This window comes from Pseudomonas frederiksbergensis, assembly GCF_001952935.1.
Taxonomy (GTDB): Bacteria; Pseudomonadota; Gammaproteobacteria; order Pseudomonadales; family Pseudomonadaceae; genus Aquipseudomonas; species Aquipseudomonas frederiksbergensis.
Genome location: NZ_CP018320.1, coordinates 31,962 through 51,266 on the forward strand (window position 1 = coordinate 31,962; position 19,305 = coordinate 51,266).

A 19,305-nucleotide genomic window follows, 5' to 3' on the forward strand; every position below is an offset into this window, starting at 1 on the left:
TGCTACTCCTCAAGCCAGCGCGATGTCGCGACGCGGCAGTTGAATGGTGCCGGCGGCGATTTCCTCGGCGAACATCTCGCCGGTACGCAGCGCGGCGGCGGTCATGATGTCGAGGTTGCCGGCGTACTTGGGCAGGTAGTCGCCCAGGCCTTCGACTTCCATGAAGATCGACACGCGGTTGCCGTCGAACACCGGGCCGTTCTTCAGGCGGTAGCCGGGCACGTATTTCTGCACCTCGGCGATCATCGCGTGAACCGAAGCGGTGATCGCAGCCTGGTCCGGCTCGCTGTCGGTCAGGCAGTGGATGGTGTCGCGCATCATCAGCGGCGGCTCGGCCGGGTTGATGACGATGATCGCCTTGCCTTCCCTGGCGCCGCCGACCTGCTCGATGGCGCCGGCGGTGGTGCGGGTGAACTCGTCGATGTTCTTGCGCGTGCCCGGGCCGACCGAGCGCGAGGAGACGGTGGCGACGATCTCGGCGTAGGCCACCGGCTGCACGCGGGACACCGCGGCGACCATGGGGATGGTGGCCTGGCCGCCGCAGGTGACCATGTTGACGTTCATTTCCAGGCGGCCGACATGCTGCTTGAGGTTGACCGGCGGCACGCAGTAGGGGCCGATGGCCGCCGGGGTCAGGTCGACCATCAGCACGCCAAGCGCGTTGAGCTTGCGGCTATTCTCGGCATGCACATAGGCCGAGGTGGCGTCGAAGGCGATGCGGATGTCGTCGTCCAGCACGTGCGGGAGCAGGCCGTCGACGCCTTCGGCTGTGGTCTTCATGCCGAAATCGCGGGCGCGTTTGAGGCCGTCGGAGTTGGGGTCGATGCCGACCATCCACACCGGCTCAATCCACTCGGAACGGAGCATCTTCATCACCAGATCGGTACCGATATTGCCGGGGCCTATGATGGCCGCCTTGAGTTTCTTGCTCATGGGTTTGTCCTCTGTTCGATCAGGTGAAGCGCACGGAGGCGCTGCCGATGCCGCCGATCTCGACGCGCATGAAGTCGCCGGCCTTGACCGGCTCCAGGGGTACCAGCGAGCCGGAGAGGATCACTTCGCCAGCCTTCAGCGGGATACCGAAGCGGCCCAAGGTGTTGGCCAGCCAGGCCACGCAGTTGACCGGCGAACCCAGGGCCGCGGCACCGGCGCCGGTGCTGAGCAACTGGCCGTTCTTCTCCACCAGCATGCCGCAGGTAACCAGGTCGACCTGGCGTGGCGACACTGCCGTGTCGCCGAGCACGAACAGGCCGCAGGATGCATTGTCCGCTACTGTGTCTTCGATCTTGATTTTCCAGTCGCGGATGCGCGAATCGACGATCTCGAAACAGGGCATCACGCACTCGGTGGCGGCCAGCACGTCGGCGTTGGTCACGCCGGGGCCGATCAGGTCCTTCTTGAGGATGAAGGCGATTTCGCCCTCGGCCTTGGGCTGCATCAGCCGCTGGCTGATCGGCACGGCCTCGCCGCTGTTGAACACCATGGCATCGGTCAGGTAGCCGAAGTCTGGCTGATACACGCCGAGCATGTTCTGCACCGCCTTGCTGGTGACGCCGATCTTCTTGCCGATGATCTTCTCGCCGGCGGCCAGCCGGCGTTCGAGCATGCGCAGGGAAATGTGGTAGGCGTCGTCGATGCCGATGGCGAAACCGCGCTCGGTCAGCGGGCTGACCGCTTCACGGTTGAGCATCGCCTGATACAGCTCGTCGCCGAGCTCGTTGATCAATATCTGGTCCATGCTTGTCTCTCTCAGGAAAGGGGGGCGGCCTCGGCGAGGAAATCCTCGACCAGGCGGGCGAAACGCTCGGCGTGTTCGATCTGGGTCCAGTGGCCACACTGGTCGAAGACGTGTAGCTGGGCGTTGGGAATCCACTGCGCTAGGGTCAGCGAAGCCTGCAGCGGGATGATCTGGTCTTCGCGGCCATGCACCACCAGGGTCGGGTGGGGCAACGCGCGGATCGCCCGCTCGTCGCTGCACAGCTCCTCGATCCATCGCTGGCGCGGGGCCGGGAACATGGCGGCGAAGGATTCCTGGAAGCCCGGGCGTATGCTGGCCTGGTAACGCAGTTCGGCCAGGTCTTCGCTGACCAGGCCGCGATCGAAGGCGAACAGGTCGAGCAGCGCGCGCATATTAGCTAGCGATGGCCTGTAGCCCCAGGCTGCGTCCAGCCCCGACGTGAGCTCGAAGGGCACGCCGACGCTGCCCATCAGCACCAGCCGGCGCACCCGCTCGGGGTGACGCACGGCCAGGGCCAAGGCGATGGCGCCGCCGAAGGAATTGCCGACCAGGTCGGCCTGGGCGATGCCCTGGGCATCCAGCACGCCGAGGGCATGCAGCACCCAGGTGTCGAGGCTGTAGTGAGCATCTGCCGGGCGCTCGCTGTAACCGAAGCCGAGCATGTCCGGGGCGAGCACCCGGTGATTCTGGGCCAGCTGCGGCATGACCAGGCGCCAGTTGGCCCAGGCGGTGACGCCAGGGCCGGAGCCGTGGATCAGCAGCAGCGGAAAGCCGCTGCCCTGCTCCAGCAAGTTGGTGCGCCAGCCTGCGGCGAGGATCTCGCGACCCAGCTCGGGGCTAGGTTCCGGAGCCTGCTCCGCTGCTTGCGGGGGTGCCTTCAGGGATGCAGTCATGGCCGCCTCAGAGTTTCACGCAGATGTTTTTCAGCTCGGTGTAGAACTCCAGCGAGTGCACACCCCCTTCGCGGCCGATGCCCGACTGCTTGCTGCCGCCGAAGGCGGTGCGTAGATCGCGGAGGAACCAGCTGTTGACCCAGACGATGCCGGCCTCGATCTGCCCGGCGACGCGGTGGGCGCGCGAGCTGCTCTCGGTCCAGATCGCCGACGCCAGGCCATAGGGCAGGCTGTTGGCCAGTTCGATGGCCTCCTCTTCCGTATCGAACGGGCGGATATGGCAGCAGGGGCCGAAGATTTCCTCGGTGACCACCGCCGAATTGTCGGAGAGGCCAGTCCAGATAGTCGGCTGCACCCAGGCGCCGCCGGCCAGGTGCGCCGGCATCTCCGGCACGCCGCCGCCGGTGACAACGGTGGCGCCGTCATCGACTGCCTGCTGGTAATAGCTGAGGACTTTTTCGCGGTGCTTGAGGCTGACCAGCGGGCCGAAGTTGCTGCTGGCGTCGTCCGGCGGCCCGATCACCAGGCTTTCGGCACCGGCCTTGAGTCGGGCGACGAACGCGTCGAAGATCGGCCGCTCGATATACAGTCGCTCGGTACCGAGGCAGACCTGGCCGCAGTTGGCGAAGGCCGAGCGCAGGGTGCCCTCGATGGCCTTGTCCATATCGCAGTCGGCGAACACGATGCCGGCGTTCTTCCCGCCCAGTTCCAGCGACACCTGGCGCACGCCCTTGGCCGCAGCGCGCATGATGGTTTCGCCGGTGCCGGTCTCACCGGTGAAGGTGTAGGCGTCGACGTCCGAGTGCTCGGTGAGGAAGGCCCCGGCCGAATCGCCGCCGAAGCCATGCACCACGTTGTACACGCCCGCCGGTACGCCGGCGGCCTGCATCACCTCGCCGAGCAGGGTGGCGGTCAGCGGAGTTTCCTCGGATGGCTTGACCACCACGCAGTTGCCGCAGGCCAGGGCCGGTCCGACTTTCCAGGTCATCAGCAGCAGCGGCAGGTTCCACGGGCTGATGACCCCGATCACCCCCTTGGGCCGGCGCACGCCGTAGTTGAGCGCACCGGCGCCATCCGGGGTGGCCATCTCGAAGGCTTCGTTGGCGACATTCTTCAGCAGGTCGGCGAACACCTTGAAATTGGCCGCCCCACGCGGGATGTCGATATGGCTGGCCAGGGATTTTGGCTTTCCGGTGTCGAGGCATTCGGCCTCGAGAAACTCGTCGAAACGGGCCGTGATGCCATCGGCCACGCGATGCAGAATGTCAGCGCGCTCGGCCACCGTCATCTTCCCCCAGGGCCCCTTGAGCGCGGCACGGGCAGCTTTGACCGCAGCGTCGACCTCGGCGCGGCCGGCCTCGTGGACGCGGCCGATCACCTGGCCATTGACCGGGTTGATGTCCTCGAAGGTGCGGCCGCTGGCCGAGCCGACAAAGGCACCGTTAATGAAATGCTTGATCTCTTTCATCTGCGTAATCTCTGCAATAAGTCGAGCTGGGCCTTTAGGTCATAACGGTCATGAATCGTTCGTTGAGCACCCGGTCGTGATAGAAGATCGCCTTGCCCACATCCTTGGCCAACCAAGTCACCGGCTTGTGATCCGGATAGTTGTAGTTCCCGCCGCAGAACACCTCGCAGCGGTTGCCGGACGGGTCGAAGAAATAAATGGTCTTGCCGTGGGTCAGGCCGTGCCTGGTCGGGCCGATATCGATCGAGGTGTCGGTCATGCTGATCAGGTCGGCAGCGCGCAACACGTCCTCCCAGGTATCGAGGAGGAATGAGGCATGATGGAACTTACCCTTCTCCGCATGCTGGATAAAAGCCACATCGTGGGCCTTGGTCGACAAGCTTAGAAACTGTGCTAGGCGTATACCCTCGGCATCGACCACTTGCTCGGCCAGGTAAAAGCCGAGTACCTCGGTAAACAACTCATAAGTGGCTTGTAGTTCATCACCATACAGCAGGCAATGATCGAAACGCACCGCCGACATACCTTTCAGATCGCGTGGCCAGGCTTCGGGATTGACCTCATTCACACCCCATTTGCCAGTGTATTCCTTGTCAGCATACAACTCGAAGTGATGCCCTGAGGGGGCTTGGAAGCGCACACGCCGACCGCAACTATTGAGCTCCCCCGCCGGTACCTGTTCGACGGAACAGCCATGTGCCTGCAGATCCTGCTCAAGTTGCTGGAGAGACACCTCATCTACCACCTTGAAACCCATGAAATCCATACCTGGCTCATCAGCTTCGCGTAGCACTACAGAAAATTTGTCAACCTCACTCCAGGCCTTCAGATAGACACGGCCCTGGTCGTCACGATCCATCTCGATCAGGCCCAACAATTCGATGTAGTGTTCCAACGCCTTACCCATGTCCAGTACACGCAGTTGCACGTGCCCTGGGCGCATTACACCTTTCTTCATGACATCACCTATTCTCTTTATTATTGTGGATCGACCGTGTTTTCACTGCCAGGCTTTGAATAACGCTCGATACATAGATCGCTCCGGGCAAACAGTCGGCAGGCCAAGGCGTAGCCTTGTTCGCGGGCTTCTACCGGCAGGTGCTTGCAGCTCACACGCCCGCACTCGTAGTCACCGGCAAGAACCCTCACCTTGCACAAGCCACAACCGCCACCACGACAGCCCACTGGTAAGCATTGCTTACCCTGCGTCTCCATTGCACTTAACACTGATTGCAGCGGCTGACAGGCAAATCGCTCTCCGCCAGGCTGCACAGTGATTTCAAAGGCCTCTGACATATCTTCCTCCGTTCAACCAAGGCAGAGCCGGAGTAGCTTCACTTTGGGCCGCGACGGTGCCGATGTAGGACATCAAAAGACAAATCTTGATCGGTTCGGCCGCCTTGACCGCCCTCGCCAGTGAAATGCTGAGGGCCAATGCCAGAGCACTGACGGTGAAGGTGGAACGGAACGAGCAAGGCATCTTGTTACTGTTGTGCATTGTCACGTCCAGCGGCGCTCAGCGGCGCAGCATGCAAGGAAACTATATTAGGTTTAGGATGCGGTTGTGGTATCGGCCCACTGACGCTAGGGCCGGTAGGCCGCCCATGCTTAGAAGCTTCCACGTGTAGTTAAAGATCAAGCGGTTCTCATCGACGTCAGCCTGGTGGTTGGAACCCGTAGTGACATTCCACTCCTGACGCTCAGCCCCTTAAGCGAGCCCCTCTCCACCACATAGCCGACGTCCAGGACGCAATCGAATTGTTTGCCCTCGAATCCGCGACCGTTATCAACGTTGTCACCCTTGACGTAGCACACCCCGGCTACCATTTTCCCAACCCAGGCGCGCACGTGCCTCGGCCAGGTCGGCGTCGAGGTCGTGGCTCCACAGCCAGTCGAAGCGGGTCGCCAGGTTTTCCCCCAGCAGATGCTCGTTCGCACCTACGACGGGGTCGCGAAACTCGTATAACTCGCCGGTCTCCCGGGAGGTTCGCTGCACGCGACAGGCACGAGGGCGGCGCAGGTCGTCGTAGGCTTCAAGCAGCTCGGCGAGGTTGTCTGCATCGACTTGGGTATCGCCCAACAGGCGGGCGAGGAAGTAGGCGTCCTCAAGTCCTTGGGCGGCACCGGCGCCTTGGTGCGGCAGCATGGCGTGAGCTGCGTCGCCGATCAGGACGACCCGCCCGTGCACGTAGCCCGGCAGCTCCGCCAGGTCGTGCAGTGCCCAGAGAGTTGGTGCCGGGATGCACTCCAGCAGGGTGCGCGCGGCATCACCCCAACCCGCGAAGGCATCGAGCATCTCTCGCTGGCTCACATCGCGCACCCAAGGGGCATCCGCGGGCCAGTTCGGCTTCGGCTCACTACGGTCGGAAATGAAGGCCACAACGTTGATGAGGCGGCCATTCCTCACCGGAAAAGTGAGGATATGGCCGTCAAGCCCTAGGTACATCTGCGGTACGTCCACCAAGTGCTCGTCGATGCCCTGGGCTCGATAGGCTTCGCGCAGGTGTAGGCTGTCGACCATCCCCCGATAGGCACAGGTGCCGCTGAAGCGCGGTACCTGTGGGGCCAGCCCCTGACCTTCCAGCACATGACTACGCAGCGCTGACTTGATTCCGTCGGCACCGATTAGAAGGTCACAGCGGTGCTCTGTGCCGTCGGCGAATAGCACTTGCACTTCGCCCCCCTTTTGCTCGACCTGTGTGGCGCGCTTCCTGAATTGGGCGATACCTTTTGGGAGGTGATTTACTAGGGCATCGAGGAAATCCGCCCGGTGTACCGAGGACTGGCCCACGCCCGGAGCGATGGTCGCTCCCAGATAGCTGGCATCCCTGCCGCGCCGCCACTCGAACCACACGTCCTCCCAGGGCTCCGAGGTACGGTCGGCGACCTGCAAGTAGGCCTCGCCCAAGCCTAGGCCGACAATGGCGCGCACCGCGTTGGGGCCAAAGGAAACTCCTGCACCGACCTCACCAAAAGCCGGCGCGCACTCGAACAGCTGTACTTGGAGATGGGAGTAGCGACAGAGCTCCAGAGCCAAGGCAACGCCGGAAATCCCGCCGCCGATGATACCGATGCGCAAGCCAGGTTTATTGTTTTTCATGCTGGTACTCATGATGGTTTTACAGTTGACTGTTAATAACCATAACGGAGTAAAGAATATTGATAAAGACACCGACCACTATACAATATATTATAAGCGTGAATATTGCTGCCTGCCAGGCGGGACGCCGGCATAACCCGAGCGAGGCTCCATGGAACTGCGTGATCTGGATTTAAACCTGCTGGTGGTGTTCAACGAGCTGCTGGTCTGCAGACGCGTCTCTATCGTTGCCGAGAACCTGGGCCTGACCCAGCCTGCTGTCAGCAATGCGCTGAAACGCCTGCGCACAGCGCTACAGGACCAACTTTTCGTGCGCACCTACCAGGGTATGGAACCCACACCCTACGCCGCGAACTTGGCCGAGCCCGTCGCCTTGGCCATGCACGCCCTGCGCGAAGCCCTGCAGCACCATGAGCGCTTCGATCCGCTGACCAGCGAGCGTACTTTCACCCTGGCCATGACCGACATCGGCGAGATCTACTTCATGCCGCGGCTGATGGATGCGATTACTCTTCAAGCCCCCAATTGCGCGATCAGCACCGTGCGCGACAGTTCGATGAGCCTGATGCAAGCCTTGCAGAACGGCACAGTGGACCTAGCCGTGGGCCTGCTGCCCAACCTGCAGACTGGCTTCTTCCAGCGCCGGCTGCTCCACAATCACTACGTGTGCCTGTGTCGCAAGGACCATCCGGCCACCCGCGAACCCCTGACTCTTGAGCGCTTCTGTTCCTATGGCCACGTGCGTGTCATCGCCGCTGGCACAGGCCACGGCGAGGTGGACACATACTTGACGAAGGCCGGCATCCGGCGCGACATCCGCCTGGAGGTGCCGCACTTCGTCGCCGTTGGCCACATACTCCAGCGCACCGAGCTGCTCGCCACTGTGCCGATACGTTTCGCCGACTGCTGCGTAGAGCCCTTCGGTCTGAGCGTCTTGCCGCACCCAGTCGCCTTGCCGGAAATCGCCATCAACATGTTCTGGCATGCGAAATACCACCAGGACCTCGCCAATATCTGGTTGCGGCAACTGATGTTCGACCTGTTTTCTGATTGAGAAGAAATCCGAGCTGATCAATACGGTCGACAGTGATCTTACGCAGCCCGCTTGCACCTGGCTACGGGGCTGTTAGCATGTCCAGCGCACTGAAGAAAACAGTGACCTTCCTGTCGAACTGTGGCGATCTTTGACATGGGATCGAGGTAAAGAGCTATCAGATAACGCTCGATTTACAATCGAATCCGGAGTAAAGGTTTTCTTTGCCGACCCCCATAGTCCATAGCAGCGCGGTACGAACGAAAATACGAATGGTCTTCTACGGCAATACTTCCCGAAAGGTACCGATCTGTCTCGATGGGGAGCCCAGGAGATCCAATCCGTAGCTCGTGTGCTGAACACGAGACCCCGGAAAACACTCGGTTGGAAAACACCTGCCGAAGCACTGAATGAGTATCTAAAATCTATCCAACAATCCAGTGTTGCGACGACCGGTTGAATTCGCCCTGGCTGCCACGGTCGCTGCGCCGGAACGCTCCGATGAGCTCGAGATCCTCCAACAGTAAGGCTTTGGCTTTTTGCCGTGGCCGCCCGTGCACCCGCTCAATACCCCGCAATGTCTTGCGTACCGTGGCGCTGGCAGTAGGGTCAGGAAAACCCTGATAGCGCCTGGGGACATTCCCTGCTTTGAGCCTCAGAGACGCACGGCTGGAGGCTGACAAGTACCGGCTCGATATCGCCCGTGGCGTCGATCCAGCCGCTGAGCGTGCGAAGGCCAAAGCCGCCAAAGCCTCACGAACGACAACGAGCCACACGTTTCGGTCTTCGGCGGAAAGGTACATACGCACGCATTCGTCGAGTTGGTCTAAGAAGCATCACCAGCAATGGCAGAATTCACTCACGAAGCATGTCTACCCTGTCATAGGCGGATTTCGGATAGCCGAGGTCGACACGGACGATATCCTGGATGTGCTGACGCCGATCTGGAGCAAGACCCCCGTCACGGCTGACCGCGTCCGGAATCGCATAGAGCTCGTGCTCGATGCAGCGAAGGCACTGAAGCTTCGGCAAGGTGAAAACCCCGCACGGTGGCGTGGTCATCTCGACAAGCTCTTGCCCAAGCAATCGCATACGGTAGTCCCCTTCCCGTCTCCGACACCTTTACGCACTGCCGAGCTGTTGGCTAGGCTCGATTCCCTGGATGGGGCAGCAGCTCGTGCTGTTGAATTCGCAATTCTGACTGCGACCCGTAACCAAGAGGTGAGCGGGGCCCAGTGGCCGGAAATAGATTGGGAAGAGAAAATCTGGTACATCCCAGCAGAACGCATGAAAGCGGGCAAGGCTCACCGGGTACCCCTTACCGAGCAAATGCTCGAGGTGCTACGGCAGCAGGTCGGAAAGCATGACAAGTGGATATTTCTCAACTCCTGGCGAACAGGCCCCATTCCCGGCAATGCCATGGCCAGGGTGCTCGCTCAGCTCCAGGTCGATGGCGTCGTACCGCATGGGTTCAGATCTACTTTTCGGACGTGGGCTGCGGAAGAAACCGATCACCAGCGAGAGGTTTGCGAAATGGCTCTCGCGCATACCCTCAACAGTAAGGTTGAAGCAGCATATACTTCGGACTTCCCTGCCTTGGTTTGAGTGGCGCCTGTTGAGTGTTCACGCCAGGTGCAACATCGCTGCTCGAGGGAGCGCTGTTACCACCAGCCTGGACGCTGCCGGCCTCGGCTGTCTTCTCTTCGATACAACCTTCAGTCATCTGATGAGAAACACTCGCCGCACCCTCCAGGGCCTCGTTCGTAGCATCTGCATCATCAGCGGAAGGGATGGACGCGGAGCCACCCTCGCCACCGAAGAGGTTCGGGCCAAAATCCATTACGGTGTCGTCCTGAGGTGTTTGCATGTTGGGTACTCCTTTTCTGTTCGGGCTTTAACCTATGAAATCACCCTTCCAGAAAATCCCAACCCTCACGTCTCCTCAGCATCACGGGCCTGCATTTTTGCCTTCACCCGATTCTCCAGCCTCTTTGCTACATCCACAACAAAGGCACAGCTCCTGCCCGGCGGCCTTCTCCAGGTCAACAGTGATAGTGCTACTCCCGCGCAGTGAGGACAGCTCGGCAGCGATCAAAGCCCGTTGTGCCACGGTGAGCTGCCGTCGATAGAGGTTCAGAGAGAGGACATAACCCAGGGCATCATCAATTGAATACTGTTCCACGGCACTGACCAGGGACGCTGTAGCCATTGCCATCCTGTGCGATAACTCGCCGTAGAGCGTGTAATTGCTGCTGAACGCTGCAACACCGTTGCGCTCCAGAAATGCCCGGATCTTGAAATAAGGATCTCCCATCTTCAAACCAAGCTCCTTGGCCTCATTGGTGCAAGCAACGATGCAGCCATCCGAGTTCGAAAGAACCACCACTGGTTTACCCCTCAGCTCGGGCCGGAAAATGCGCTCGCAGCTGCAGTAAAACTTGTTCGCGTCGACCAGGCTGAACACAGGTCGCCGGGGTTCAAAGTTCATGAGGCGACAGACTCCAAGTCACGACGCCAAACACTTCGTACTGTATTCGTCGGGAGTGACGGCCTTGTATGTCGGGGTTGCTGATTCGAGTGTCCACCCTGCAGCTGACTTGGCCAGCCGCTTTACCACGGGTTGGTTGTCGACGTACGCCATCACAATGTGTCCGGAACACGCCGTCACTGTCCGGTCGATGATCAAACGGGTTCCGGTGAAAATTCCGGCATCGCGCATGCTCTCGCCTTCGACTTTCACGATCCAGATATGTGGTGCGCGAATGTTCAACAGTTCGTCGAGCGAAATGGGCGGTTCGTAATAATCAGCCGCTGGGCTGGGAAATCCACCGGCAGCGGTGCAGGACAACAGTTGAAGCGGGACGCCAGATCCCAAGAGAGGCTGGATTGCTACGACTTTCATAAATCACCGGAATACTGTTTGCATGTACAGTAATCCAGCCTTTACGCGACAGCCAGCGGGAAGTGATGGAAGGAACGACAACCTGCAGGCGTGCCCCCTTCGGGGGCGGCTCTCGTGAACCAAGCCTTGGCCAAAAGCGCGCCAGGTCTTGGCCCTTCGGGCTTCGATCCTCACGTCTCCGGCCTGCGCGCTCCGCTTGCCGGTCCTTCCGCATCACCAGGTAGGCTCATCATCATCGGAAGGTAGCGGATCGCCCCAATGGCCTATCCGCCGCCCGGCCTTGCCTACAAGGGGCTTTCGCGGCATATCCTTGTCGCTTCGCGCCTGCGGTATTCCACGACCCCTTGCACGCGGCCAGGCTCTGGATAGTCCGGGCTTACCGCGACCTTCCGAAGCTGACGAGCAGACCCACCACCGGCAGCGCGCTCCAGTCCCAAGAGTTTTGATGCAGCCTGCGGCTGCTGCTTTGAAAAGCGTTTATTTCCCGCGCCCAACACTCGGCCTCTGAGCAGCCCGGCAGAGCGGCGTCGGCAAGACATTTTGAAAAAAAACCGCACAACGGCGGGTTTGAGTCAGCGCAACGTTTACCCGTTGGCTAGGTCGACGTGCTGTTTTGCTGTCATGTCCAGGCCTACCGCACGCATCACGCCGATCATGGTTTTCAATGTCGGATTGCCGTTTTTCAGATTGTAGAGGTGTGCGCGGGTGACGCCTGCCTCTTCTGCAATTGAGGTCATGCCTTTGGCGCGAGCTACCACGCTCAGCGCTTGCGCGATAAAGGAGGCATCCCCCGATTCGAAAGCATCAGCCATAAAGATGGCGATAGATTCCGCGTCAGTGAGTAATTCCGCTGGATCGTATTCGTAAATTGGTTCTTTCATTCGTCTGCACTCCACTGGCTTGCCAGAGTTTTAGCGGTTTCTATATCCCGCGCCTGACTGCTTTTATCCCCACCGCAGAGCAATAGGACCAGCTGATCGCCGCGCTGCTGGAAATACACCCGGTAACCGGGGCCATGATGAATTCGCAACTCACTGACGCCTTGACCTACTGGCTGCACGTCACCGACCAACCCGTGGGCTACCCGCAGCACCCGCGCCGCGATAATCAGTTTGGCCTTCTTGTCACGCAGTTTGCGTTCCCAAGTCATGTAAGTGGCGGTTTGGATAATCGTTTTCATGGGTATAAGTGTATTATATATATGACACATAGTCGAGCGGAATGGCCTATTCTCGCATGCGAAAAAGTAAATAAATAGTCATATTGGATGATACTTATAGTTTACTATGTTTGTGTTTGTTGAGATAATTTCTCCGTCGAAGCAATCCTGCTTCGGCAGCTTGGAACCAGCGGCGGCAACCGCCCAGGCAAATCGCGAAGGAGCTTTCAATGAACACTCATACCCAGTTTCAAACCACCGCCCCGATCTTTCACAACTGGCTGACCACTGATGACTTCCTGGCTTTTGCCAAAGGTATTTCTAAGCCGATGACTTCCAATATCGACGACATGAAAGCCAAGTTCGACGCGATCTTCTCTGACGCTTGCAAGCGTGGTTCGACGTACGAAACTGTCGTGCATAACTTCTTTTGCGCGGGTGTCGAGGCCGAGTTCGGCACAGACGAAACAGCCCCCGAGTTCGCGGAAGTTTTCGTGTATGCCCGCGAATATGGCTACATGAATGCAAGCGAAAATGCCGCACGCGAACAGGAGGACGCCGAGAACGGCTATTGCCAACACGGCCTTGATGAACAGACGTGCCCGTGCGGTTGCTTCGAAGGCGACGCATACTAAAACCACCCCGCCGCCCCTGTACGCCGGGGCATCTAAAAGGAGTTTCCATCATGGCCCGTGGCGTAAACAAAGTGATTCTAATAGGGACTTGCGGTCAGGATCCCGAGGTTCGTTACCTTCCCAACGGTAACGCCGTGACCAATTTGAGCTTGGCCACCAGTGAGCAATGGACAGATAAGCAAACCGGGCAGAAGGTCGAAAAAACCGAGCGGCACCGGGTATCCCTGTTCGGCAAGGTGGCCGAGATTGCCGGCGAGTATCTGCGCAAAGGTTCACAGGTCTACATCGAAGGCAAGCTGCAAACCCGCGAATGGGAGAAGGACGGTATCAAGCGTTACACGACAGAAATTGTCGTAGACATGCAAGGCACCATGCAGCTGCTGGGGGTAGACCGCAGAACCAGGACGGCACCAACCAGGCGCAGCAACAGCGGCGACCACAACAACCGGCCCCGCAACCGCAGCCCGCATATGACCCCATGGATGACGACATTCCCTTCATGGACCCCTATCGTTTTTCTTGCCTGCTGCAGTAGACGTGACGGTCTGTGCAACTAGAGCCCGGCCCAGCGCCGGGCTTTTTTACAGACAAAATAGTACAATTAGATTATACCTTTAGTTGACTTGGTAACGATCTTTTGCGATAATTTCTATGTCGAAGCAATACCGCTAAGACAGCCTGGAACCAGCGGCGGCAACCGCCCAGGCACATCGCGAAGGAGATTCAAAAATGCGTCTATCCAGCAGCTTCCGCAACCCTTGCATGGTTCGCAGCAACACCCCTTTGACTAACGACGAAATCGCGCGTGTCGCGCCGTCCATCTTTGCCGTCGAAGCGCACGACAGCCGCTCCGATCGCTACCGCTACATCCCAACCGTCGACGTGCTTACCGCGCTGCGCGCAGAAGGGTTCGAACCCTTCATGGCTTGCCAAACCCGCGTGCGTAACTCCGACAAGATCCAGCACACCAAACACATGATCCGCCTGCGCCATGCGTCCAACATCATGGACAAGGAAGCCAACGAAATCATCCTGCTCAACAGCCACGATGGCACCAGCAGTTATCAAATGATGGGCGGGTGCTTCCGCTTTGTGTGCGCCAACGGCCTTGTCCTGGGCGAAGCCGCGATGGATCAGAAAGTCCGTCACAGCGGTCGACAAGACGTAATCGGCGAAGTCATCGAGGGGGCATATGAGGTGCTGGACCAATTCGCACTGATCGAGGATCAGCGCGAAACCATGAAGCAAATCCAGATTCGCCCCGAGCTGCAACACGCTTTCGCCGAAGCTGCATTAGCGTACCGCTACGACCCAGCCGAAGGCCCGGCGCCTGTGACAGCTTCACAGCTGCTCATGCCTCGCCGCCGTGAAGATCGCACCGATGATCTCTGGACCACATTCAACCGCGTACAGGAAAACTCCATCAAGGGAGGGCTTACAGGTCGCAACAAGCAAGGTCGCCGCACCAGTACCCGCGCCGTCACCGGCATTGACCAGGACGTGAAGCTAAATCGCGCCCTTTGGGTTCTGGCTCAGCACATTCGCGAAGCCGCCTAACAAGTTCAGGCCGGGCGCTACACGCCCGGCCTACCTCGCAAGGAGATAGCCGCCATGCCGAAAGTTTTCTTTGTACCAGGTCAAACCACAATCATTGATTACGCCCGCGAGATTGGCCCCAACATGTGGGCCGCTCGCTGCAGCTGGCTAATGTTGCCGGAGATTCGCGTGCGTCACCCCGGCGCAGTGCTGGACGATCAAACCGCTTTCCTGCAGGCGCAGGAATCGGCCAACGGCACCAAGCCTGCGCGCATCACTGAGGCGCGCTTTGATTTTGCGGTCAGTCATGGCCAGGTGTTGGACTACTTCGCCGATGACACCGGCGATTCATTCATACTGCAGGCCCCCGAGGTCGGCGATTTGGTGCGCGTGTATGCCCGTTGTTTCGGTCATTGCTGGTCGTTCCTGTGTCTGTCGATCATCACCCATAGCGAGATCCGTTCCCGGATCTGCACAGCGGTGGCCACGAATCATTGACCACTGAAAAACGGAGTTACTACATGCAGTCGATTTACACCGCCGAGGACTGGAAAAGAATATCGCCGGTATTCGCCTCGCGTCGCTTGGCGGTCTCTACGGTAGAGATCGCCAAGGCCATCTTGGTAGATGGCCAGCGACCGCAAGACGTGGCCAACGCTAGGGACATGTCTAAACAGACCGTTCACGCAGCAGTAAAGCGAGTTCGGGCAATCCTAGACGAGCACGGGGCCAGTGAGCTGGTGCCCGTTATGGTCTGGTTACCGCCCGAGCTGGCCGCGCAAGTCATGGAGATGGCCAAGCCCTACATGGATGCCAAACCGGCAACGAAAAAGGGAGGCAAGGATGCGTAAGACCGATTTTAAATCATGGCTCAAAAACAACGGCATGGCCCTGCCGGTGCTGTTTGAAGATGACCCGGTGGCGTACACGTTCGCGCCTCAAACTGTGACCCTCACGCCTGAGTTGCTGCACCAGCTCGACCGCGTGCGCCTGTTGCAAGACGCCGCCGATGATCACAACTGCCCGGATCGGCAAGCGTTGGAAAGCGAGATTGAACAGGCTCACCGCTTTGTAAGCTGGACGCTGCAAGGCATCGTTTATCCCGAATCAAAATGAATGGAACTCACCAATGAAAACCGCCACATCACGACGCCATAAAATCCTATTCGTTGGGTTGGCCATCTTTTTGGTAGCCGGATGGATTCAACAAAAATACGCCAAGGACCGCGCCCAAGCTGACTATGAAAGTCACTGCGCGGAGATTGCGAAAAACCCGGCCCGGATGCCATGCGTTACCCCAACGTCGCCTAATATTCCATTGCCAGCCCAGGGTTAGAATGCTCGTTGCGTAACATCAACTGATTCCAAAAATGAGGTGCCGCATGCAACACCAAATTGCTGACCTTCGACAGATCGCCCAGGTATGGCGTAAAAATAACCAAGAACAGTCTGGTGGGATCGTGTGTATTTGGGAGCAGTCTGCCTACTGCTGGAAAAATGAACTGCGCGACCCTGACCATGAAAGACCAGGTGTGTACGCGGTTTTAGAAGATGGCCAAGTGTTCATTGCCGAAGGTGGTGATTATTCAAACGGTGCCAAACAGTGGGCGGCGATTGCCCCCGCTGCAAACAAGAATCCAGCCTAGATCTACCCCCTAATTTCCCTGTGCGTGCCCCCTTCGGGGGCGGCTGTCGTGAACCAAGCCCTGGCCAAAAGCGCGCCAGGTCTTGGCCCTTCGGGCTTCCATCCTCACGCCTCCGGCCTTCGGCCTGCGCGCTCCGCTTGCTTTGTAACGGCACAGGGTTTTACCTTGGCCGACCTCCCGGTCGGATTTAAAACCTTCCGGCCTGGCGGCCGGACGCTGCAGCAACTCACGTTCAAGATCTTTGCACGGCTCAGGAAATCGTCCTGCAGTTGCCCACCGCCCGGGCAAACAGCACGTCCAGCCCGTGGACAACTGCTCCGCTCGCTCTGGCCTTTGTTGGGCCTCGCTCGCTGGACGATTTTTCGTGCGTGAGCTCCTGCAGCGAAAAAGCAGCCTTCGGCGACCAAGAGCTGCGCCCTTGGATCCGCAGCTCATACGTCGCCTGACCGGCAGCGGCCAGCCGCAATCAACTGACGTTCATCCTGAAACGTCAGACATTTGCGACCGGCTCAACTGGGTGATGGATCTGCTGGGACTTCCACCAGTTCTTTTGAATCCACGAACGGCACATTGCAGTCGACGCATTGCACGCGACCGCTCAAACCTGGCTTACCCCACAAATTCAAATGGCAGCTCGGGCATGTGTATTTGCGCTTGTTCTTCGGATCCTCGGGGTTTGTGGCAGGAGTCAGCAACCCCGCCGAAGTTAGCGCCAGTATGTCTATCGTCGGATCAGCCACAGGCTGTTCGACGGGTTTTCCATCAGGCCCGTAAAGCTGGGTCGCTGACATGGCCACCCGTTGGGTAACCACGTCAATCCAAGAAAGCATGCCGCCCTGTTCAATCAGTTCCTGGCATGCAACAGCGAATGGCCCACCATCAATGATGTAGTGCGTCATCTGCTGGCCGCATTGCTTACCACCTGGCTCACCTGTATCGGACGGCATCAGTCCGATGGACTTCATTTTGTTGGCCCACTCGCGGTTGTGGTAGCCGCTTCGTGATCGCGTGCCGAAGTGGTCTTGCCACTGATGAACCTGTTCATGTGCAAGCGTGGAAAGCGTCTGATCGATCCGACGATGCGCGAAGTACGCACAGTTGAGCGCAATCTCATCGCTTTTTCCCGCGCCGTTCCGGCGCAGGAAACGCGACGGCGAGAAATACCCAAACGTATTGGCTTTTCGCTGCAGGGTGAAAATGCAGCCGGGCAGCTGCCCGCCAAACAACTTTTCATTGAACCAGTCATAGGCCCCTTCAATTTCTTCGTAAAGCTGCTGACTTGGTGTAGCGGACATAAGGACTCCTTTCTCGCATGCGAGAAAAACCCCAAAGCCTGATTACCAGCGGCGGGGCGGGTGTAATTCGTAGGAAAGCATATCCTGTATCGTACGATACAGGATACACCCCAAAAAAAGGGGGCGTGCCCCTCGATCAACCGAACAGCCTGAGCTGCTGGCCTACAACCATGAGAAGTGCGCCGATAACCACACCGGCGCCGATGAGCATTGCGCAAAATCCTACGGCGCGGCGCTGCGCTTGCGCCGTGATCAGATTGGCCGAACTCCGGTTAATCTCGTTACCAATCCTTGCGACCGCTTCGCGTCCGGCAAGGATCAGGGCATTGCGCTCCTTTTCCATCATGGATTCGAAGTTCATCTGCGACTGGAGCAGAGCCTTACCCGAGCCATCGCGCACCGCCTCGGAGATCTTCGCCGCCAACTCGCCGTCTACCTGTTCCAGGCGACGGACGAGCGCGTCGAAATCTTCCATCATCTGCCCGACCATCGCTTCACGCGCTGTCGTAGCGTCCTTGGCCATCGCTTACTTCCCCTTTCCAAACAGCGTGGCGTACACCTGATCGAGGTTCTGCCAGGCCGACTTTGCCAGGCGCTGCACAGAGATCATCCGTTTGGCCTGTTCCTTTGCGGCATCGTCTTGCGCGGCTCGCAGTTGCTCGCGGTAATCCGTGGTGTCCTGCACCACAGCGGCGATGCTGGTTTTCAAAGCCCGGAGGCGTTCGAACACTTCGTTCGAGTAAATCACCGCATCACGCTTGAGCATGAATTTCTTCTCCAGCTCGTGGAAACCCATCAACGCTGCGAAGGTGTGCGGCAAGTCGTCCGCGTCGTCGATCTCGACCTTGTTGAAGACCACCAGAATCCGGCTGCGCGGAACGCCCAGCGTGGCCAGCGTCTTGATCGTGTTGATGGTGTCCGCTTGCTGTTTTTTCTCGGATACCGTGGGCACCAGGAAGAAATCGAATTCTTCGTGCGAGCCTGCAAACTGGCCCATGTACTTGAAAAAATCCTCGACGTTGGATGCTCCAACGTCGACCACGGCGTTGTCTTCCGTCATGAGAATTTCCGACAACTCACCGAACCGGCGACCCTTGAGCAGCTCGATCTCGGCGGCATCATCCGATGCGCCGGCATTGATCGTTTCTACCGCGAAACGTACGCCGCCCATGCGTGGCGACAGCAGCGAATCGGACAAGGTTGTCTTGCCGGTGTTACCGCTGAAATTGACTACTGCGATTTTCATTTTGGCGTCCTTTTTCGACGGCCTGCATTCTCATACATGGCCAGATCTGAGGCGTTCTGATCATCCCCAGGATTCATAATCTTGCTCAGCTCAAGCGGCCCCAACGGGGCCGCTTGACTGACCTTCGTTTCTCCATCTGTATCGTACGATACACCTCCTTCTATTTCTGGCTCCCCTCGCTCAACCACTGGCTGCATGCTTGGCGCTGGGTTCGTAGTTTGGTTCGATTGCGTGGGCTTCTGTCGTTGCGTTTTTCGATACCGATACAGGTAACTTTTCAGCGTCTCCATGCTCAGCTCGATCCCCTGTTGTTTCAACACATCCAGGATCACTTGGCGACGTACACCCGCGCTCAGTTGTTGCTCAATCAATGGCATCACCTGGCGTATTTTCGCTGCCTTTGACTCAGGCCCTACCGCCATCAGTGCATTCGTTAGATCTTTGTCGCCCATTTTGCACCCTATCTGCACCCCTATTGCACTCTAGGTGCATCTTAATCGCCCCCTACCTGTAGTCAAGTTGCACCCCTCTTGCACTCTCTTAGCACCCTTCCTGCACCCTTTCTGCATACCATCTGTGCTACCCCCCTACGGCCTGCGGCCTGACTAGTGGATACGCCCTTAACAAGAGCTTCAACTTTTCCCCTTAACAGGG

The 19,305-nt window shown here is 58.8% G+C and carries 26 protein-coding genes and 1 pseudogene; 10 read left to right on the top strand and 17 right to left on the bottom strand.

The features are described 5' to 3' along the window. Positions 1-9 precede the first annotated feature (9 nt). The 9 genes from PFAS1_RS28830 to salA form a co-directional block, all read right to left on the bottom strand. Positions 10-933, bottom strand: a complete 924-nt coding sequence (locus PFAS1_RS28830) for an acetaldehyde dehydrogenase (acetylating) (RefSeq protein WP_011117427.1) — start codon at positions 931-933, stop codon at positions 10-12. Between the two features lie 19 nt (positions 934-952). Then, positions 953-1,738: a 2-oxopent-4-enoate hydratase gene (dmpE, locus tag PFAS1_RS28835; RefSeq protein WP_011117428.1), complete on the bottom strand. Its 786-nt coding sequence runs from the start codon at positions 1,736-1,738 to the stop codon at positions 953-955. Between the two features lie 11 nt (positions 1,739-1,749). Next, on the bottom strand, positions 1,750-2,631 hold the full coding sequence (locus tag PFAS1_RS28840; RefSeq protein WP_011117429.1) for an alpha/beta fold hydrolase: 882 nt from the start codon (positions 2,629-2,631) through the stop codon (positions 1,750-1,752). A gap of 7 nt (positions 2,632-2,638) precedes the next feature. Continuing rightward, complete coding sequence (locus PFAS1_RS28845; RefSeq protein ID WP_011117430.1) at positions 2,639-4,099, bottom strand: 2-hydroxymuconic semialdehyde dehydrogenase; 1,461 nt, start codon at positions 4,097-4,099, stop codon at positions 2,639-2,641. A 34-nt stretch (positions 4,100-4,133) separates the two neighbouring features. Beyond that, entirely contained in the window at positions 4,134-5,057 is a 924-nt protein-coding gene (locus PFAS1_RS28850) for a catechol 2,3-dioxygenase (RefSeq protein ID WP_011117431.1), read from the bottom strand. A 20-nt stretch (positions 5,058-5,077) separates the two neighbouring features. Beyond that, on the bottom strand, positions 5,078-5,395 hold the full coding sequence (locus PFAS1_RS28855; protein ID WP_011117432.1) for a 2Fe-2S iron-sulfur cluster-binding protein: 318 nt from the start codon (positions 5,393-5,395) through the stop codon (positions 5,078-5,080). Then, complete coding sequence (locus PFAS1_RS29820) at positions 5,379-5,597, bottom strand: hypothetical protein (protein WP_024265233.1); 219 nt, start codon at positions 5,595-5,597, stop codon at positions 5,379-5,381. Before PFAS1_RS29820 ends, PFAS1_RS28855 begins: the two co-directional genes overlap by 17 nt. A gap of 137 nt (positions 5,598-5,734) precedes the next feature. After that, positions 5,735-5,926 carry an OprD family outer membrane porin gene (locus PFAS1_RS30555; protein ID WP_472515496.1) on the bottom strand — a complete coding sequence of 64 codons (192 nt, stop codon included), beginning with the start codon at positions 5,924-5,926 and terminating at the stop codon, positions 5,735-5,737. Next, positions 5,895-7,199, bottom strand: a complete 1,305-nt coding sequence (gene salA, locus PFAS1_RS28865; protein ID WP_011154425.1) for a salicylate 1-monooxygenase — start codon at positions 7,197-7,199, stop codon at positions 5,895-5,897. Before salA ends, PFAS1_RS30555 begins: the two co-directional genes overlap by 32 nt. A 151-nt stretch (positions 7,200-7,350) precedes the next feature. Between salA and nahR the strand changes: the two genes are divergently transcribed. The 3 genes and pseudogenes from nahR to PFAS1_RS28885 all read left to right on the top strand — a co-directional run bounded on the left by nahR (position 7,351) and on the right by PFAS1_RS28885 (position 9,837). Next, positions 7,351-8,253, top strand: coding sequence for an HTH-type transcriptional activator NahR (nahR, locus tag PFAS1_RS28870; protein ID WP_011117383.1), 903 nt, complete (start codon positions 7,351-7,353; stop codon positions 8,251-8,253). Positions 8,254-8,300: 47 nt separating this feature from the next. Next, positions 8,301-8,692: pseudogene (locus PFAS1_RS28875) on the top strand (IS30 family transposase); the annotation flags it as partial. Between the two features lie 188 nt (positions 8,693-8,880). Next, positions 8,881-9,837, top strand: a complete 957-nt coding sequence (locus PFAS1_RS28885; protein ID WP_011154427.1) for a tyrosine-type recombinase/integrase — start codon at positions 8,881-8,883, stop codon at positions 9,835-9,837. A 343-nt stretch (positions 9,838-10,180) separates the two neighbouring features. On the opposite strand, the gene PFAS1_RS30505 is transcribed toward PFAS1_RS28885, so the two are convergent. The 4 genes from PFAS1_RS30505 to PFAS1_RS28910 all read right to left on the bottom strand — a co-directional run bounded on the left by PFAS1_RS30505 (position 10,181) and on the right by PFAS1_RS28910 (position 12,314). Further along, positions 10,181-10,720, bottom strand: coding sequence for a Y-family DNA polymerase (locus PFAS1_RS30505; protein WP_011117434.1), 540 nt, complete (start codon positions 10,718-10,720; stop codon positions 10,181-10,183). Between the two features lie 18 nt (positions 10,721-10,738). Then, positions 10,739-11,134 (bottom strand): LexA family protein, encoded by a 396-nt coding sequence (locus tag PFAS1_RS28900; RefSeq protein ID WP_011117435.1) that lies wholly within the window; start codon positions 11,132-11,134, stop codon positions 10,739-10,741. Between the two features lie 584 nt (positions 11,135-11,718). After that, positions 11,719-12,015 carry an addiction module antidote protein gene (locus PFAS1_RS28905; RefSeq protein ID WP_011117436.1) on the bottom strand — a complete coding sequence of 99 codons (297 nt, stop codon included), beginning with the start codon at positions 12,013-12,015 and terminating at the stop codon, positions 11,719-11,721. Beyond that, positions 12,012-12,314, bottom strand: a complete 303-nt coding sequence (locus PFAS1_RS28910; protein ID WP_011117437.1) for a type II toxin-antitoxin system RelE/ParE family toxin — start codon at positions 12,312-12,314, stop codon at positions 12,012-12,014. Before PFAS1_RS28910 ends, PFAS1_RS28905 begins: the two co-directional genes overlap by 4 nt. Before the next feature lie 209 nt (positions 12,315-12,523). Here PFAS1_RS28910 and PFAS1_RS28915 point away from each other — a divergent pair, with 209 nt between their 5' ends. The 7 genes from PFAS1_RS28915 to PFAS1_RS28945 all read left to right on the top strand — a co-directional run bounded on the left by PFAS1_RS28915 (position 12,524) and on the right by PFAS1_RS28945 (position 16,110). After that, positions 12,524-12,928: a hypothetical protein gene (locus tag PFAS1_RS28915; protein ID WP_011117438.1), complete on the top strand. Its 405-nt coding sequence runs from the start codon at positions 12,524-12,526 to the stop codon at positions 12,926-12,928. A 50-nt stretch (positions 12,929-12,978) separates the two neighbouring features. Further along, positions 12,979-13,485: a single-stranded DNA-binding protein gene (locus PFAS1_RS28920; protein ID WP_269466591.1), complete on the top strand. Its 507-nt coding sequence runs from the start codon at positions 12,979-12,981 to the stop codon at positions 13,483-13,485. A 172-nt stretch (positions 13,486-13,657) separates the two neighbouring features. Beyond that, positions 13,658-14,485 (top strand): DUF932 domain-containing protein, encoded by an 828-nt coding sequence (locus PFAS1_RS28925; RefSeq protein ID WP_011117440.1) that lies wholly within the window; start codon positions 13,658-13,660, stop codon positions 14,483-14,485. Positions 14,486-14,539: 54 nt separating this feature from the next. Further along, complete coding sequence (locus PFAS1_RS28930) at positions 14,540-14,962, top strand: hypothetical protein (RefSeq protein ID WP_011117441.1); 423 nt, start codon at positions 14,540-14,542, stop codon at positions 14,960-14,962. Between the two features lie 23 nt (positions 14,963-14,985). Then, a complete protein-coding gene (locus tag PFAS1_RS28935) occupies positions 14,986-15,315 on the top strand; it encodes a TrfB-related DNA-binding protein (RefSeq protein WP_011117442.1) in 330 nt (109 codons plus the stop codon). After that, complete coding sequence (locus PFAS1_RS28940) at positions 15,308-15,580, top strand: hypothetical protein (RefSeq protein WP_019694539.1); 273 nt, start codon at positions 15,308-15,310, stop codon at positions 15,578-15,580. Before PFAS1_RS28935 ends, PFAS1_RS28940 begins: the two co-directional genes overlap by 8 nt. Positions 15,581-15,846: 266 nt before the next feature. Then, the gene (locus PFAS1_RS28945; protein ID WP_019694540.1) at positions 15,847-16,110 is read left to right on the top strand and encodes a hypothetical protein; all 264 of its coding nucleotides are present in this window, start codon (positions 15,847-15,849) and stop codon (positions 16,108-16,110) included. A gap of 509 nt (positions 16,111-16,619) precedes the next feature. On the opposite strand, the gene PFAS1_RS28950 is transcribed toward PFAS1_RS28945, so the two are convergent. The 4 genes from PFAS1_RS28950 to PFAS1_RS28965 all read right to left on the bottom strand — a co-directional run bounded on the left by PFAS1_RS28950 (position 16,620) and on the right by PFAS1_RS28965 (position 19,103). Then, a complete protein-coding gene (locus PFAS1_RS28950; protein ID WP_011117444.1) occupies positions 16,620-17,405 on the bottom strand; it encodes a SprT-like domain-containing protein in 786 nt (261 codons plus the stop codon). A 136-nt stretch (positions 17,406-17,541) separates the two neighbouring features. Then, positions 17,542-17,928: a hypothetical protein gene (locus PFAS1_RS28955; protein WP_019694541.1), complete on the bottom strand. Its 387-nt coding sequence runs from the start codon at positions 17,926-17,928 to the stop codon at positions 17,542-17,544. Positions 17,929-17,931: 3 nt separating this feature from the next. After that, positions 17,932-18,651, bottom strand: a complete 720-nt coding sequence (gene stbB, locus PFAS1_RS28960; protein WP_011117446.1) for a StbB family protein — start codon at positions 18,649-18,651, stop codon at positions 17,932-17,934. Further along, on the bottom strand, positions 18,648-19,103 hold the full coding sequence (locus PFAS1_RS28965; protein ID WP_011117447.1) for a hypothetical protein: 456 nt from the start codon (positions 19,101-19,103) through the stop codon (positions 18,648-18,650). The genes stbB and PFAS1_RS28965 overlap by 4 nt, the downstream gene beginning before the upstream one ends. Positions 19,104-19,305: the final 202 nt, after the last annotated feature.